This window comes from Sandarakinorhabdus sp. (genome assembly GCF_031430775.1).
GTDB lineage: Bacteria > Pseudomonadota > Alphaproteobacteria > Sphingomonadales > Sphingomonadaceae > Sandarakinorhabdus.
Genome location: NZ_JANPCD010000102.1, coordinates 19,407 through 35,113 on the forward strand (window position 1 = coordinate 19,407; position 15,707 = coordinate 35,113).

At 64.4% G+C, this 15,707-nt stretch carries 17 protein-coding genes and 3 tRNA genes; 7 read left to right on the top strand and 13 right to left on the bottom strand.

Annotation, left to right across the window (positions count from 1 at the left end; all coding sequences use genetic code 11):
• Positions 1 to 45 precede the first annotated feature (45 nt).
• The 7 genes from RMQ73_RS06185 to RMQ73_RS06215 all read right to left on the bottom strand — a co-directional run bounded on the left by RMQ73_RS06185 (position 46) and on the right by RMQ73_RS06215 (position 7,292).
• The gene (locus RMQ73_RS06185; RefSeq protein ID WP_310497211.1) at positions 46 to 1,692 is read right to left on the bottom strand and encodes an acetolactate synthase large subunit; all 1,647 of its coding nucleotides are present in this window, start codon (positions 1,690 to 1,692) and stop codon (positions 46 to 48) included.
• A gap of 250 nt (positions 1,693 to 1,942) precedes the next feature.
• Positions 1,943 to 3,301: an NADP-specific glutamate dehydrogenase gene (gene gdhA / locus RMQ73_RS06190; RefSeq protein WP_310497212.1), complete on the bottom strand. Its 1,359-nt coding sequence runs from the start codon at positions 3,299 to 3,301 to the stop codon at positions 1,943 to 1,945.
• Positions 3,302 to 3,419: 118 nt separating this feature from the next.
• The gene (locus RMQ73_RS06195) at positions 3,420 to 4,514 is read right to left on the bottom strand and encodes a patatin-like phospholipase family protein (RefSeq protein WP_310497213.1); all 1,095 of its coding nucleotides are present in this window, start codon (positions 4,512 to 4,514) and stop codon (positions 3,420 to 3,422) included.
• A 31-nt stretch (positions 4,515 to 4,545) separates the two neighbouring features.
• The gene (locus tag RMQ73_RS06200; protein ID WP_310497214.1) at positions 4,546 to 5,403 is read right to left on the bottom strand and encodes a metal-dependent hydrolase; all 858 of its coding nucleotides are present in this window, start codon (positions 5,401 to 5,403) and stop codon (positions 4,546 to 4,548) included.
• 102 nt (positions 5,404 to 5,505) lie between these two features.
• Positions 5,506 to 5,934: an FKBP-type peptidyl-prolyl cis-trans isomerase gene (locus RMQ73_RS06205; protein ID WP_310497215.1), complete on the bottom strand. Its 429-nt coding sequence runs from the start codon at positions 5,932 to 5,934 to the stop codon at positions 5,506 to 5,508.
• A 135-nt stretch (positions 5,935 to 6,069) separates the two neighbouring features.
• Positions 6,070 to 6,324 (bottom strand): YjhX family toxin, encoded by a 255-nt coding sequence (locus RMQ73_RS06210; protein ID WP_310497216.1) that lies wholly within the window; start codon positions 6,322 to 6,324, stop codon positions 6,070 to 6,072.
• Between the two features lie 191 nt (positions 6,325 to 6,515).
• A complete protein-coding gene (locus RMQ73_RS06215) occupies positions 6,516 to 7,292 on the bottom strand; it encodes a dienelactone hydrolase family protein (RefSeq protein WP_310497217.1) in 777 nt (258 codons plus the stop codon).
• A 97-nt stretch (positions 7,293 to 7,389) separates the two neighbouring features.
• On the opposite strand from RMQ73_RS06215, the gene RMQ73_RS06220 reads away from it, so the two are divergent.
• Positions 7,390 to 8,232 carry a sterol desaturase family protein gene (locus RMQ73_RS06220; RefSeq protein WP_310497218.1) on the top strand — a complete coding sequence of 281 codons (843 nt, stop codon included), beginning with the start codon at positions 7,390 to 7,392 and terminating at the stop codon, positions 8,230 to 8,232.
• Positions 8,233 to 8,252: 20 nt separating this feature from the next.
• Here the strand turns inward: RMQ73_RS06220 and RMQ73_RS06225 are convergent.
• Both RMQ73_RS06225 and folK read right to left on the bottom strand, forming a co-directional pair.
• Positions 8,253 to 8,328, bottom strand: a tRNA-Lys gene (locus RMQ73_RS06225).
• A gap of 7 nt (positions 8,329 to 8,335) precedes the next feature.
• Positions 8,336 to 8,836: a 2-amino-4-hydroxy-6-hydroxymethyldihydropteridine diphosphokinase gene (folK, locus tag RMQ73_RS06230; RefSeq protein WP_310497219.1), complete on the bottom strand. Its 501-nt coding sequence runs from the start codon at positions 8,834 to 8,836 to the stop codon at positions 8,336 to 8,338.
• 28 nt (positions 8,837 to 8,864) lie between these two features.
• Between folK and RMQ73_RS06235 the strand changes: the two genes are divergently transcribed.
• Together RMQ73_RS06235 and RMQ73_RS06240 are read left to right on the top strand one after the other, a co-directional pair.
• Positions 8,865 to 9,569: a uracil-DNA glycosylase gene (locus RMQ73_RS06235; RefSeq protein ID WP_310497220.1), complete on the top strand. Its 705-nt coding sequence runs from the start codon at positions 8,865 to 8,867 to the stop codon at positions 9,567 to 9,569.
• Positions 9,566 to 10,198, top strand: a complete 633-nt coding sequence (locus tag RMQ73_RS06240; protein ID WP_310497221.1) for a lambda-exonuclease family protein — start codon at positions 9,566 to 9,568, stop codon at positions 10,196 to 10,198. Before RMQ73_RS06235 ends, RMQ73_RS06240 begins: the two co-directional genes overlap by 4 nt.
• Positions 10,199 to 10,201: 3 nt before the next feature.
• Here RMQ73_RS06240 and RMQ73_RS06245 read toward each other — a convergent pair whose 3' ends face one another.
• The 4 genes from RMQ73_RS06245 to RMQ73_RS06260 form a co-directional block, all read right to left on the bottom strand.
• Positions 10,202 to 11,083 carry a nitrilase-related carbon-nitrogen hydrolase gene (locus RMQ73_RS06245; protein WP_310497222.1) on the bottom strand — a complete coding sequence of 294 codons (882 nt, stop codon included), beginning with the start codon at positions 11,081 to 11,083 and terminating at the stop codon, positions 10,202 to 10,204.
• 10 nt (positions 11,084 to 11,093) lie between these two features.
• A complete protein-coding gene (locus tag RMQ73_RS06250) occupies positions 11,094 to 12,077 on the bottom strand; it encodes an agmatine deiminase family protein (RefSeq protein ID WP_310497223.1) in 984 nt (327 codons plus the stop codon).
• A gap of 104 nt (positions 12,078 to 12,181) precedes the next feature.
• Positions 12,182 to 12,922: an RlmE family RNA methyltransferase gene (locus RMQ73_RS06255; protein WP_310497224.1), complete on the bottom strand. Its 741-nt coding sequence runs from the start codon at positions 12,920 to 12,922 to the stop codon at positions 12,182 to 12,184.
• Positions 12,919 to 13,923, bottom strand: a complete 1,005-nt coding sequence (locus RMQ73_RS06260) for a Ppx/GppA phosphatase family protein (protein WP_310497225.1) — start codon at positions 13,921 to 13,923, stop codon at positions 12,919 to 12,921. Before RMQ73_RS06260 ends, RMQ73_RS06255 begins: the two co-directional genes overlap by 4 nt.
• A 328-nt stretch (positions 13,924 to 14,251) precedes the next feature.
• Between RMQ73_RS06260 and RMQ73_RS06265 the strand changes: the two genes are divergently transcribed.
• From RMQ73_RS06265 to RMQ73_RS06280, 4 genes are all read left to right on the top strand, one after another.
• Positions 14,252 to 14,325: transfer RNA gene (locus RMQ73_RS06265), tRNA-Gln, on the top strand.
• 103 nt (positions 14,326 to 14,428) lie between these two features.
• Positions 14,429 to 14,504: transfer RNA gene (locus RMQ73_RS06270), tRNA-Ala, on the top strand.
• A gap of 112 nt (positions 14,505 to 14,616) precedes the next feature.
• Entirely contained in the window at positions 14,617 to 14,790 is a 174-nt protein-coding gene (locus RMQ73_RS06275; RefSeq protein WP_310497226.1) for a Thivi_2564 family membrane protein, read from the top strand.
• A 101-nt stretch (positions 14,791 to 14,891) separates the two neighbouring features.
• A partial coding sequence (locus RMQ73_RS06280; protein WP_409049840.1) for a TolB family protein occupies positions 14,892 to 15,707 on the top strand: 816 nt, incomplete at its 3' end.

A 15,707-nucleotide genomic window follows, 5' to 3' on the forward strand; every position in this document is an offset into this window, starting at 1 on the left:
ATGTCGCAGTGCCGACACTGCTGGTCAACCAGTCATGGCGCCGCGTCAAAGTGCGGCGCTCAAAGCCTTGATATCATTGTTCAGGATGCGATCATTGTCGGAATAATCGACAGGGCAGTCGATCAGATGAACACCCGGCGTGGACAGGCAATGCGCCAGCAGGTCCGGCAGCATCCCGGCGCTGGTGACGCGGTGGCCGTGTGCGCCATAGCTTTGGGCATAGGCGACGAAGTCGGGGTTGCCATAGGTCAGGCCCCAATCGGCGAAGCCCATGTTGGCCTGCTTCCAGCGGATCATGCCGTAGCTGTTGTCGTTCAGGACCAGCACGGTGATGTCGAGGCCGAGACGGACGGCAGTTTCCATCTCTTGGCTGTTCATCATGAACCCGCCATCTCCGCAGATGGCCATGACCTTGCGGCCCGGATACACCATCGCCGATGCCATTGCCGAAGGCAGGCCGGCGCCCATGGTCGCCAACGCATTGTCGAGCAGCACCGTGTTGGGACCATAGGCCGTATAATTGCGCGCGAACCAGATTTTATAGACGCCGTTGTCGAGCGCGATGATGCCGTCGTCCGGCATGGCCCCCCGCACCTGGTCGACCAGATGTTGCGGATAGATCGGGCAGCGCATGTCAGCGATAGCCGCATCGCGGTGCGCCACCTCGGCAGCCCGCGCGGCAAGCATGCCGGCAAAGTCCCATTGCGCCTGCGGCGTGATCGCTTCGCAAATCTGCCAGACGGCATTGGCGATGTCGCCGACAACCTCGATCTGCGGGAAATAAACCGGGTCCACCTCGGCAGAACGAAAGCTCATGTGAATGACCGTGGCGCAATCCGCTGACATGAAAAATGGCGGTTTTTCGATGACATCATGGCCGATGTTGACGATGACATCAGCCTTGCGGATGGCGGCATGGACAAAATCCCCGGCCGAAAGCGCCGCGCAGCCCAAAAAGCGCGGGTGGCGTTCATCGATGACACCCTTGCCAAGCTGCGTGGTCAGGAACGGAATGCCGGTCTTGTCGATCAGCGCGCACAATATGCGGCTGGTCATGGTCCGGTTGGCGCCGGCGCCGATGACCAATATCGGCGCACGCGCCGCCTCGATGACGCGCACGGCCTCGGCGATGGATTTCACATCGGCACAGGGCCGGCGCACGAAACTGGGTTTCAGCGGCGTCGAATCCGTCGGGTCGTGCGCGATATCCTCGGGCAGTTCGAGATGGCCTGCGCCGGGTTTTTCCTCTTGCGCCAGTCGGAAGGCTTCGCGCGTGCGGGCCGGGATATTGTCGGCGCTGGCAAACTGGTGCGTGTATTTGGTTATCGGGCGCATCATGTCGACAACGTCCAGAATCTGGAACCGGCCCTGCTTGGATTTCTTGATGGGTTTTTGCCCGGTAATCATCAGCATCGGCATGCCGCCCAGCGTCGCATAGGCCGCCGCCGTCACCAGATTGGTGGCGCCCGGCCCCAGCGTTGCAAGGCAGACGCCGGCCTTGCCGGTATGGCGGCCATAGGTGGCAGCCATGAATCCGGCGCCCTGTTCATGGCGTGTGAGGATCAGCCGGATCTGGCTGGAGCGCGACAGAGAATCGAGAAAATCGAGATTCTCCTCACCGGGCACGCCAAAGACATATTCGACCCCCTCGGCCTCAAGACACTGGACTAGCAGGTCGGATGCCTTGGTCATGCGGCCCTCGATATGGCGCTTTGGCCCAAACGGAAACCGGCGACCGAGTTGCCCCGGCCGCCGGCTATCGTCAGCAGCGACGATCTCTGAAGATATTCGGGCAAATATGTATCGTGAAAATACAAACCTGCATAGTGCAAGCTGGTGTGGAAATCCCCGGCGCCCCCACGCCCTGCAAGTCGATTAATTGCCAATCGGTCACAATACAAGCGATTGTTTACGAATGCTTCATGGGTATGCACGGCGCGTTTCAAACGACGCCATAGGCCAGCATGGCATCGGCGACCTTCTTGAAGCCGGCGATGTTGGCGCCCTTGACGTAATCGACATGGCCATCTGCCGCGCGCCCATATTCGAGGCAGCGTTCATGGATGCCGGCCATGATGTCCTTCAGCATGACTTGCAGGTCTTCCTCCTTCCAGCTCATGCGCGCGGAATTCTGGCTCATCTCCAAGCCGGATACAGCGACACCGCCGGCGTTGCTGGCCTTGCCGGGTGCATAGAGGATGCGTGCCGCCTTGAAGATGTGCACGCCGTCCAGATCGGTGGGCATGTTCGCCCCTTCGGCGACGGCGATGCAGCCATTGTCCAGCAACAGCCGCGCCTGCGCACCGTTCAGTTCGTTCTGGGTGGCACAGGGCAGCGCGAAGTCGCACGGCACACCCCAGGGCCGGGCGCCGCCGCCATGAAAGGTTGCGCCCTTGTACTCCTGCACATAATCGCTGATGCGGCCGCGCCGGTGTGTCTTGTGGCTTTTCACCCAATCGATCTTGTCCTGCGTGATGCCGTCCGGATCATGCACGAAACCCTCGGAAGCGGACAGCGTCAGCACCTTGCCGCCCAAGGCCATGATTTTTTCGGCCGCGTGCGTGGCGACATTGCCGGATCCGGAGATAACCGCCGTCTTGCCGGCAATATCCAGGCCGCGCGTTTTCAGCATGTCCTGCAGGAAATAGACGGCGCCATATCCGGTCGCCTCAGTGCGGATCAGGCTACCGCCCCATTCCAGCCCCTTGCCGGTCAGCACGCCGGTGAAGTTGCCGGTAATGCGCTTGTACTGGCCGAACATATAGCCAATCTCGCGGCCGCCAACACCGATATCGCCGGCCGGCACATCGATATCGGCGCCGATATGACGATACAGCTCGGTCATGAAACTCTGGCAGAAGCGCATGATTTCATTGACGCTCTTGCCCTTGGGGTTGAAGTTCGATCCGCCCTTGCCGCCGCCCATGGGCAGACCCGTCAAGGCGTTCTTGAACGTCTGTTCGAACGCAAGGAACTTGAGCACGCTTTCAGTGACCGACGGGTGAAACCGCAATCCGCCCTTGTAGGGACCGATGGCGTTGTTGTTCTGCACCCGCCAGCCCCGCTGGACGCGGATATTGCCGGCATCATCCTCCCAGCAGACGCGGAAACTGATCACCCGGTCCGGCTCGGCGATGCGGCGCAGGATCTGCGCCTGATGATATTGCACCTTGTCGCCCATGAAGTCGAAAATATCCTCGGCAACCTCGGTCACCGCCTGGACGAATTCGTCCTGGCCCGGATTGCGCCGCTTCACCCCCGCGATAAAGCTTTGCAGGTCGACATGGTCGGCAACTGTCATCGGTCAGCCCCTCAGATCAGGTCTGCGAGAAACACGAATCATGCGCCGCCGCCCGGCGCCTTTGGCTGCGACTGGCGCTTCAGACTAGCGCGAATCCCCCAGCCGGCAAAGCCGCAACTCAGCGCTCTCCCGCTCCCGGATCAAAACTCGTGACGCCTTCGGGCAACGGCCGCTCCAGCCAGGGCGCGCGGGCCAATCCTGCGCTGGCATCGACAAAGCCGCTGTCCCAGTGCAGCCGCATCGTTGAACGGCTGAATTCGCGGCCCTTGGCACTGCCCTGCCAGGCCTTGTCGCGATAGATAAGCTGGCAGATGCCGACCCGGTTCTGGCGGGCGGCGGACACCAGCAATGCAACATCCTCGCTGGCCGCCAATTCCGGCGGCAGGCTGGACACCAGCCGTGCCAGCGCCCGGCGTTCGGCGTTGCGCTGCACGGCGTTGTCGGTGCCCAGCCGGGTGCGGCTGGAAAAACGAATGTCGGCGACGCGCTCATCCGCTTCGTCCTGGGTCTGCGGCATCGGCCCGCGCGCCGGGAACAGATCGACCTGAAAGATCATCATGTCGCACTGACGTTCCTCGCCCAGCACATGATCAAGCGGCGTGTTCGACACCAGCCCGCCATCCCACCAATATTCACCGTCGATCAGCACCGGCGGCAGGCCCGGCGGCAGCGCGCCCGATGCCATGATGTGTTCAGGCCCAAGCTGCTGATATTTCGTGTCGAAATAGCGAAAATTGCCGGTGGTGACATTCACTGCGCCGACCGACAGCCGCACCGCGCCGCTGTTGAGCAGGTCCCAATCGACCAACCGCAGCAGCGTCTCGCGCAGCGGCGCCGTGTCGTAGACGCCCAAAGGCCCCCGCAGCCAGGGCAGCGCCGGCGGCCAGCGCGGCCGGAAAAATCCCGGCGCGCCAAAGGTCGCCGTGGCGCCAGCCGCCCATTCATGCCAGCCGCGCATGAAACCATCGGACAGCGCCGGCACCAGCTGCGGCAGGCCCGAAGTCACCATGTCCCAGAATTCGGTCAGCCGCGTGACACGCCTGTCCGGCGGGTTGCCGGCAATCAGCGCGGCGTTGATGGCGCCGATGGAAATGCCGGCTGTCCATTTGGGGCAAAAGCGCCCGTCTGCCAGAGCGGCAAACACACCGGCCTGATAGCTGCCAAGAGCGCCGCCGCCCTGCAGTACCAGTACGGGAAGCGGATCATCAGCCATGGCAGTGCCATAGCATGGCCGGCACGGCTGGTCAGGCCGCGATTGCAGCCTCGGCAACCGGCGCGCCCAATTGCTGTTCCATGTCGGCAATCAGGTGGCGATCATCATGATGCCAAGGGTGGAAACCAGGCTTGAAATAACCGAGCCATAACCAGAACACTTCGCGCAACACGCCGGGCGTGCCGACCAGATACCAGGCCAGGCGGCGACGCGCCTCCCAGCCGGTGATGCCGTCCTGCGCCAGCAGGGCCATCGCGTCATGGCTGCGTTTGGTCACGAAGTTGCGCGACACCCGCCAGAACACCAGGCTGCGGATGGCCCAGCGCTTCCAGGGTTTCAGGCCGCGCGTGATGTGCATGTAAGTGTCGAACGCCACGCCCTTGTGCTCGACTTCCTCGATGGCGTGCCACAACCACATGGCGCGGCTTTGCTGACTCGCGCCGGCAAAGGCTGCGTCGCCCTTGGCGAGCATGGCATGCGCAAAAATTGCCGTGAAATGTTCGAGGCTGACCGTCACCAGCAGCTGCCCGACAGGATGCTGGGTGCGGGCCAGCACCAGGCTGTCGGCGATGCGGGTATCGATTTCGGAGGTATCATAGCCGGCGCCGGTCACCTGGCGGTTGAAAGCCAGATGTTCGCGGGTATGGTTGACTTCCTGTTTGACGAACGCGTCGATCTGCGCGGCCAGCGGCGCCGGCACATCCCCCCGGAACCGCCGCACGGTTTCGACGAAAAAGGATTCGCCCAGCGGAAAACTGGCGGACAAGGCATTGTGCCAGGCCGTGGCAATCGGGTCGCCGCCCAGCCACCAGCGGCCACGCACTTCCTCGCGGCCAAAACGCAGGTTGCGCGGCGTGATGGCAAGATCGGCGGGGGCTGCGACGGACATGATGCTATGCTCAACAATTGGCGTTTATCATGCAATATTTATCGTGCGTTACCGGCAAGTCAATGCGGCCCGCAGGCGCAGACAGGCGCGCCGATCCGGCCGCTACTGAACCGCGATCAGCTCGACATCAAACATCAAAGTGGCACCCGGCGGAATATCCGCGCCAGCGCCGCGTTCGCCATATCCGGCATCGGGCGGCACGATCAGGGTGCGCTTGCCGCCGATCTGCATGCCGGCAACGCCTTCGTCCCAGCCGGTGATGACCTGGCCGACGCCAAGCTGGAACACGAACGGCTGGCCGCGATCGACCGAACTGTCGAACTTCTTGCCCTTCATGCCGTCAGCGTAAAGCCAGCCGGTGTAATGCACCGCCACCATCTGGCCCGGTTGCGCGATGGCGCCGGTGCCGACCTTGCCGTCGGTGTAACGCGTGCCGCCCGGCAGGGCGACCTGCGCTGGAGCAGCAGCGGCAGTCGTGGCGGCAAGCGCGGCAACTGAGGCGGCAAGCGCGGCGATATTGGCAGCAGACATGAACAAACTCCGGACAAATGCGACAGTCCCCGTATTGGGCATGCGGCGCGTCGAGCGCAAGCCCATGCGTCCCTCCCCCTCTCGGCGAGAGAGGGAGGGACGCAAGTCCAACGATTGCCGAACCGCGCCCTGACGCTAACGATTGTCCAGCTGCGCTCGCACGCGGGCAAGTCCAAGACGCGAGATGCGGTAAGGCGCACCGCCGCGCGATTCGATGTAACCGCGCCGTTTCAGGCTGGCGAATACGCTCATGCTCATCCCGTCGAGGCAATGTCCGTCACGGGTGAAACATCTGGCTTCGATGATACGGTCACCGTCGCGTTTGTGGTCGATGCTGCCGCCTTGCGCCAGCAAGTGCAGCACGCGCTGCTGCGCGCGGGAAATATCCATGCCGTCTGGCTCTCTGCAAAAAGGTGCAGGGCGCCGATGCCGGGTCCGGGCTATTGGCCGGCGAACGCAGCAGGGCGCAGTGAACCGTCAGCCGCATCGCGGCTATCGGTCAGCAGCCAGGGACAATCTCGCGCATATCCGCTCCAGTTTCGCGTGCAATCATATCACGGCGCACCGGCGGGGCAACAGGGTCAGCCCAGGCCCAATCGCCCACGGAAAAACGCGATGGTGCGCACTTCGGCATCCTTGCCGGGGCCGGATTCCGGCAGATGCAGCGTCAACACGCTGTGCGGCGACAGGCCGGTGCCTTGCCGGGCATCGACGTCGTCCAGTTCGACAGCCTCGAACCGGTCGCCGAATTCGGCCTGGTAACGGGCAAAACGCGCGTCGGGCACCAACTTGTCGGATTTGTAGCGCAGGCCGAGCATGGTCAGGTCCTCGGTCTCGAACCGGGCGCGGGCGCAGGCGATTTCGGCCGGGCTGGCGTCGATGCTGCCTTTGCCGCCGCCGATGGCCGGCATCGACGGCTGGGACAAAACCGGCGCGATGACGCTCGGCTCGGTCATCATCGCCAGCGCAAAACCGCCGGTGAAGCACATGCCGATGGCACCCACCCCCGGCCCGCCGCATTCGGCATGCGCCAGCCTGGCCAGCGCCCGCAGCCATTCGACGATCGGGCTGGACTTGCCGTCCTTCCAGACATTGAATTCGCGGCGGATGCAGATGTTGCTGATCATGGAAACCAGCGCATAGCCCTTGGTCGCGGTCTTGCCGGGCGTGCCGAACAAGCTGGGCATGAACACCGTCATGCCGGCCGCCACCAGCCGGTCGGCGAATTCCACCACCTGCGGATGCAGCCCTGGTATTTCATGGATGACGATGACCGCCGGGCCGCTGCCGCGCCGATAGACTGGCCGCGTCCAGGGCCCGTCGGTAAAATCGCGAACCGTATAGTCCGAAAGCGCCATCGAATGTTCCCCCTGCCCGGCCGTTTCCCCCTTGGAACAGCCGGCTTTGCGCGGCGCATTGGTGCCTGATATGGTGCGCGAGGCAAGGGGGCATGATTTGGAACTGCTAGAATTGTATCGCGGCATGCTCGAATTTCGGGTGCTGTGGATCGCGGCATTCTGCACCGGGTTCGTGGTGGCCGGCGCCCTGTGGCTGCAAAGGCCGCTGGTGCCGGGGCGCAGCACGCTTCGCAACGCCGGCATCAGCCTGGCATTCTATGTCACCAATTTTCTCGCCGCACCGGCTGCCGCTGTCATCAATCTTGGCGTGATCGTTGCCTGGACCTGGGCCGATCTGCCCCGCCTGCCGGCGGACATCTGGGCTGGCTGGCACCCCGCCGCCTTGATGGTTGTCGCGGTGGTGGCCGGGGATTTTTCCGTCTATTGGGCGCACCGCTGGATGCACGGCCGCATTGGCTGGCCGATCCATGCCATCCACCATAGCGACAGCGATGTGAACGGCTTCACGACGCTCAGGGTGCATATCCTCGAACCGGTGGTGATGCGGTTCTTTGCGCTGATATTCGTCGCCTGGATGGGCCTGCCGCCGGCGGCTGCGGCCGGTGCGGGGCTGTTCCTGATGCTGCACAATGTCTATGTGCATTTCGATCTGGACTGGACGCATGGCCGGCTCGGCTGGCTCATCGCCAGCCCGCGCTTCCATCGCTGGCATCATGTCGATGACCCGGCGATCTTCGGGCACAATCTCGCCAATGTCATGCCGGTCTGGGACATGATGTTTGGCACATACATCAACCCCGGGCCTGTGCGCGGCAAGCTGGGTGCCGCCAGCAGCGGCGTGCCCGACCTCGACCTTGGTGCGCTGTGGCTATGGCCATTGCGCGAATGGGCGGCGATGCTGCGGCAATGGCGGTCTGGGGTGGCCGACACGGCGCGCTGATCAGGCGTCTGGCTGTGATGTGGTGGGTCCAGCGGGATTTGAACCCGCGACCTAGCGCTTAAAAGGCGCGCGCTCTACCGATTGAGCTATGGACCCGTTCACATCAGCTATCGCCGTGGCGGCGGGCTTTAGGGCGATTGCACCGCGCTTGCAACTGCCTTGCTGTCAGATGCGACACGGGATGCCGCCAATCGGGCGAAATTTCTGCCAGCGGATCCAGCACGAAGCGCCGAAAAGCCAACGCCGGATGCGGAATTTGCAGGCCGGGCATGCGCACAACAAGTTCGCCGGCACCCAAGATGTCCAGATCGAGCACGCGGTCACCCCAGCGCCGAGCGCGCCGCCGGCCGAAATCCCGCTCGATCTGCTTGAGAATCGCCAGCACCGCCAATGGCGCCTTTTCGGTCACGACCATCGCCGCCGCATTGGCAAACCGCCGCCCGCCCGGTCCCAGCGGCGGCGTGGGCCGAATGCGCGAGCGGCGCAGCACCGGCAAGCCGGCCGCAGCCAGCGCCGCCAGCGCCGCGACAACGACCTGCTCGGGCGCACCATGCCGGCCGTGACGGCGATTCGAGCCAAGCGCGATCAGGACAGTTGTTTCCATGAGGGCAACGCGACTACACGCATGCACTATGGAAATCGACTCTCCCGAACTTGCGCTCCCGCCTTCTGCCATTGCCGTCGCGCGTGCCGCCTATCGGCCCGGCCCGGCCGAGCCGTCGCTGGATTGCCAATTGTGCCCGCGTCTGGCCGCCCACCGTGCCGAACTGGCAGGCAATCATCCGGACTGGTGGAACGCGCCGGTCCCAGGTTTTGGCGACCCTGACGCCTGGCTGGCCATCGCCGGGCTGGCGCCGGGCGTCCAGGGCGCCAATCGCACCGGCCGGGCATTCACGGGCGACTGGGCAGGTTCACTGTTGTTCGAAACACTGGGCAAATTCGGCCTGAGCAGCGGCGACTATGCTGGCAGGATCGACGATGGCCTGGCCTTGCACGGCGCCTTCATCACCAATGCAGTGCGCTGCGTGCCGCCGCAGAACAAGCCCGATCCGGCGGAAATCAAGACCTGCCGCGTCTTTCACACCGAACGGCTGCGCGCCCTTCCGGGGCTGCAAGTCGTCATCGCGCTCGGCGACACCGCGCACCGATCGACGATCAAGGCGTTGGGCTGCAAGCTGCCCAAATATCCCTTTTCCCATGGCGCCGTGCACAGGCTGCACACCGGCATGATCGTCGTCGATTCCTATCATTGCAGCCGGCTCAACACCAACACCGGGCGCCTCACGCCCGACATGTTCGAGGCGGTGTTTGCCCAGGCCATCGCACTCAGGCCATGAGTTTCGAGACTGTCGACCTGCCGCAGAACAGCGCCGCATGGCTGCGCTGGCGGCACGACGGCATCGGCGCGTCCGAGGCGCCGGCGCTGATGGGCGAAAACCCGTGGAAAAGCGCCGAGCGACTGTTCCGCGAAAAAGCCGCTCCGCCGCCGGCCGGTAACTGGGTCGCTGGCGGCGGCACCTCAGGGAGCAGCGCAGGTGCTGGCGGCGGAGCAGGTGCGGGCGGGGCCATGGGCCGCGGCCATGCGCTGGAGCCCCATGCGCGGGCGCATTATGTCACCGCCACCGGCATCGATGTCGCGGCGCTGTGCGTGGCCTCGCAGGCCCGGCCCTGGCAGCGCGCCAGCCTTGACGGCATCTGCACGGTCGCCCGCCGGCTGGTGGAAATCAAATGTGGTGACAAGGTCTATGCACTGACCGAGGCATCAGGCGAAGTGCCGGGTTATTATGTCGGGCAATTGCAGCACACGCTGGCGGTCACCGGCTATGACAGCATCGATTTCTGGGTCTGGCTGCCGGGCAAGCCGCCGCTGCACCTGACCGTAGCGCGCGACGAGGATTACATCGACCGGCTCAACGAGCGCGGCGCGGCGTTCTGGGCACGGGTCATGGCCGCGCGCGCGGCCTGAGCCTCAGATATCCTGCGCCAGCCGGCCATAAAGGTCGGGCCGGCGGTCGCGGAAAAAGCCGAAGGCGGCGCGGTGGCGGGCTGCAAGGTCCAGATCGAGCGTGGCGATGACATGGCCGGGCGTGGCATCGTCCAGTTCGGAAATGATGTCGCCGCGCTGGTCGCAGATGAAGCTGGTGCCGTAAAAACCCTGCTCGTGCGGCGTCCCGGCCTCCTCGATGCCGATGCGGTTGCAGGCCAGCACCGGCACGACATTGGACACGGCATGGCCCACCATGGCGCGGCGCCACAGCCGGCGGGTATCAAGGCCCGGGTCATGCGGCTCGGCTCCGATGGCGGTGGGAAACAGCAGCACATCGGCGCCCATCAGCATCAGAGCGCGGGCGGTTTCAGGATACCATTGGTCCCAGCAGATGCCGACGCCGATATTGCCCAGGCGCGTCGGCCAGACCCTAAAGCCGGTGTTGCCAGGGCGGAAATAGAATTTTTCCTCATAGCCCGGCCCATCGGGAATATGGCTCTTGCGATAGACGCCCATGACGTTGCCGCCATCGTCGATCATCGCCAGGCTGTTGTAATGATGGTGCCCATCTTTTTCGAAAAAACTGGTGGGTATGAAGGTTTTCGTCTCAAGCGCCACTTCGCGCATCGCAGCGACCGCCGGATGCCTGTCCAGCGGCAGGGCATTGGCAAACAGTCCCTCGTCCTCGTGCCGGCAGAAATAATGGCCTTCGAACAATTCGGGCGGCAGGATCAATTCGGCCCCGGCTGCCGCAGCGCCGCGCACGGCGGTCGCGGTCATGGCAATATCGGCGTCGCGGTTGCCGGAAAAGGCCAATTGCAGGCCGGCCAAGGTGATGGTGCTGCTGGTGATGGTGCGGGTCATGCCGGCCCCGTTACAGCGGCAATTGCTGCGTGATGCAGTGGAAGCTGCCGCCGCCAGTCAGGATATGGTCGGCGCGCAGGCCGATGCAATCGCGGTCGGGGAACAGCGCCGCCAGCGACGCCAGCGCCGCTTCATCCGAAGGTGTGCCATAGGTCGGCACGATCACGGCAGCATTGGCGATGTAGAAATTCATGTGGCTGGCCGGCACGATCTTGCCGTCACGGCGCACGCGGCCGGGCGAGGGTATCGGCACCACGTCCAGGCCGAAATCCAGGGCGCGATCATGCGCATCGAGCATCACGTCACGGTTGGGGTCGTCTTCGGACGGCACCGGCAACGCCAGCACACCAGGCGCCACAAAGCGCGCCAGATTGTCGACATGGCCATCGGTATGGTCGTTCAAAAGCCCTTCGCCCAACCACAACAGCCGATCGATGCCGAGATCGCGGCGCAGGTGCGATTCGATTTCCGCCCTGTCCATACGCGGATTACGGTTGGGGTTGAGCAGGCATTGCTCGGTGGTCACGGCCAATCCGGTGCCATCGACATCGATGGCGCCGCCCTCCAGCACCCAGCCGTGGCGCGCGACCGGCACGCCAGCAGCAGCAGCCACAAAAGCTGCCACACCGTCATCACCGGGAAGCTGATACTTGCCGCCCCAGCCGTTGAATCGAAACGCCGCCGCCGCCACGCCGTGCGCCGAACGCAGGAACAGCGGCGCCGTGTCACGGAACCAGATGTCGCCAAAGGCAAATTGGTGCAGCCGCACGCGCCCGGCGGCGATTTCGGGGCCAAGCTGGTCATGCGCCGCTGCATCTGCTTCGGCACCGGCCACAACCAGCTCGACGATCTCTCCCGGCGCAATGGCACGCACCATCGCTGCAACTTCGGCCTGTGCCGGCGCCAGATCCTCGACCCACAGATCGGGGTCGCTGGGAAACGCCGTCCATGTCGCGGCATGCGGCGCCCATTCGGCAGGTTGCCGTGCGGTCATCGCCCGCAGCCCTGTTTCAACACCTGGTGGACCACTCGCCAAACTTTCTGACTGAATTCACATATTTGGGATGTTTGCCAGCCAAGCCCGCACGGCGCAACGATTCATGCAGGTGGCGGCTCGGCGTGTTCGTCTGCGAGGCTGCTGGGTGCAGGGCTTCCGAGTGCAAGCCCCTTGAACCCCTGTGCCACGACATACCATTCGCTCGACCCCTTGCGGCTGGCGGGCGGCTTGACATGCTTGACGGTGGCGAACGCCTTTTTCAGCGCGGACGTCAGCGTGGAATCGCCGCCGCCGGCCAGCACCTTGGCGACGAAATCGCCGCCGGGCCGCAGCAGCCGCGTCGCCATGTCCAGCCCGGCCTCGATAAGCCCCATGGTGCGCAAATGATCGGTCTGTTTATGGCCGACGGTATTGGCCGCCATGTCGGACATGACCAGATCGGCCAGACCGCCCAACGCTGCCTTGATCATCGCCTCGCTGTCGTCATCAAGAATGTCCTTTTCGAACAGCACGACGCCGGGAATGGGTTCGATGGGCAGCAGGTCGATGCCGACGATGCGCGCGCGGGGCCGGTGTTCGAGCACGACCTGGCACCAGCCGCCGGGCGCCGCGCCCAGATCGACAACCCGGTCGATGCCCGCCAGCAGGTTGAACTGGGTATCAAGTTCCTTGAGCTTGAAGGCCGAGCGGCTGCGGTAGCCGGCGGCGCGGGCGGCCGCCACATACGGGTCGTTCAAGTGCCGTTCCAGCCAGCGCGTGGACGAGGTGGAGCGCTTGCGCGCGGTCTTGACGCGTACCTTGCCGCCCCTTGAGCGGCCCGATGGTCCTTCGCCGATGGTCATACGCCTGCTGCCCAGACGCCGTCGCGCCCCATCAATGTCCGCAAAATACCCTCCCGGATGCCGCGATCCGCGACCTTGACCCGGCCGCCGGGCCAGCGACGCAATATGGTGTCGAGAATGGCGCAGCCCGCCACGATTAGCTCGGCCCGGTCGGCGCCGACACAGGCGATACGCCCGCGTTCGGCAACGCTCTGGTGCGCGATAGACAGGCACAGCCCCGCCAACGGGTCGGTTGGAATGGCGCAGCCATCAACCTGCCTTCGGTCATAGCCGGGCAGGCCAAGCTGGACGCTGGCCAGCGTCGTGATCGTGCCCGATGTGCCAAGCAACTGCACTTCGCGCACGCCGCGCGCGTCCAGCCGGGCGGCAAAGCGTTCCAGGTCGGGCATCACTCGGCCGAGCATGCGGTCATAGGCTTGGGCGCGGGTCTGGCTGCACGGCCATTGCGGCTCGGTCTCGGCCAGGCTGACCACGCCCCATGGCAGGCTGATCCAGTCGATGATGTCGGGCTGGCCGTCATGGCCGCGCGCTGGCGAGACAAGCATCAATTCGGTCGATCCGCCGCCTATATCGAACACCAGCGCCGGCGGGCCATCCACGTCGATCAGCATATGGCAGCCCAGCACAGCCAGCCGCGCTTCTTCGGCAGCGCTGATGACGTCCAGCATGATACCGGTTTTTTCGTACACCCGTTCAACAAACTGGGCGCCATTGGCGGCGCGCCGGCAGGCCTCGGTGGCGACATTACGGGTCAGGCGCACATCGCGGCGCGCCAGCTTTTCGGCACAGGCACACAATGCCGCCAGCGTGCGGTCCATCGCCGCTTCGGACAAGCGGCCCATTTCCAGCAACCCCTCGCCCAGCCGGACGACACGCGAATAGGCGTCGACGACGGTAAAGCCGTCGGGACTGGGCCGGGCGATCAGCAAACGGCAATTGTTGGTGCCAAGATCGAGTGCACCATAGCTGCGGCCGCGGCGCGGCGGCGGTTGCCCTCTCACCGGGGCTGCAGGTTTGACAGGGGGCAGGCCCCTGGGCTGCGCTTGCGCGGCGCGGCGCGGCTGCCCCTTGGTCGCCCCCGCAACTCCGGGCGAAGAACCGGGCGCCTGCACGCGGCGCCCGGGCCCTTGCGGCCCGGCATCATCGGCAAAAGCCGCCATTGTCATCCCAATCGTATCACTGGCCGACATATGTCTGACCAGAACCTGAAATGACGCTAACGCGGCTGGCGTCTGAACGCAAATCGGGCGAACACAAATCGGACCGGTATGCCATCTGGATGTTGACGAAGCGGCGAGGCCCGACTAAACGCCCGGCTTCATCGCCCGTTGCCCCGTCGTCTAACGGTAAGACAGCAGACTCTGACTCTGTTTATCGAGGTTCGAATCCTTGCGGGGCATCCAGGCGCGGCATTCCTGGCAGTTGCAAAAATCCTGATCTGGCCCGTTGCATCCGGATACGGAGACGCTATACGGGCGGCCTTCCGTCGCAGGAAAATCGTGCGTGGGGGCAGTAGCTCAGATGGGAGAGCGCAGCAATCGCACTGCTGAGGTCAGGGGTTCGATCCCCCTCTGCTCCACCAACGACCCGGCCCGAAGCCGTCACCCAAGACTACCTAGTGATTGCGCTGTCCGCCGCCACGCCAAGGGCGTATAATCAGCACTGCCGCATGTGCCGCGGCGGGAGTCAAACCCATGATCAATGTCATTGTCACGCTTGTCGTGATTGGCGTGCTGCTCTGGCTCATCAACACCTATGTGCCGATGGCCGGGTCCATCAAGTCCATCCTCAATGCCGTCATCGTCATTGCCGTGGTCCTTTGGTTGCTCAAGGTTTTCGGGCTTTTGCAGGGCGTCAATCTCGGCTGACAATCGCAGCGCGTCACGCGAACCGCCCCTCGACTTGTTCGCACGCCGTGGCATAACGGGCCGATCCGAACGGGACGACCTGCACGGGACGAGGGGCAAATATGACCAAGGGATTTTCGCTGCGCCGGCGCGCGCCGGCCATGCTGCTGACGTGTGCGCTGCTGGCCGGTTCGGCCTATGCCGCCGAAGCGCCGGCACGGCACGCCTTTGGCGTCGATGACCTCGCCCGTATCCGCACCGTCGGCAGTCCTGCGCTGGCACCGGGCGGCGACTGGGTCGCCTACACAGTGCGCGCCACCGATGTCGCCGCCGACAAGGCCGCCAGCCATGTCTGGATGACAAGCTGGGACGGCAGCCGTCATGTCCAGTTGACGTCGCGCGACAAGGAAAGCGAATCCCTGCCGCGCTTCAGTCCCGATGGCACCCGCATCGCCTTTGTGTCCAGCCGCAGCGGCAGCGGCGAAAAGCCCGAGGAATCGCGACTCTGGCTGCTGGACCGCGCCGGCGGCGAGGCCAGGCCGGTGCTCGGCGTCAAGGGTTCGGTCGATGACTATGTCTGGTCCCCGGATGGCAAGCAGCTGGCCCTGATCCTGATGGACCCCGATCCCGATGCCAGTGACGCCAAGGACGACGACAAGAAACCCAAGCCGATCGTCGTGGATCGTTTCCAGATCAAGACCGATGGCGAGGGCTATCTCGGCAACCGCCGCCACCGGCTCTGGCTGTATGATTTCGCCTCCGGCACAGCCAGGCGCCTGACCAGCGGTGACTTCGACGAGGCGCTTCCGGCATGGGCGCCGGACGGCTCGGCCATCGTTTTTGTCTCGGACCGCAGCACTGACCCGGACCGTGGCTATGACAGCAACCTCTATCGTGTTTCTCCCACCGGCGGCGCCGAACCACAGCGACTGACCAGC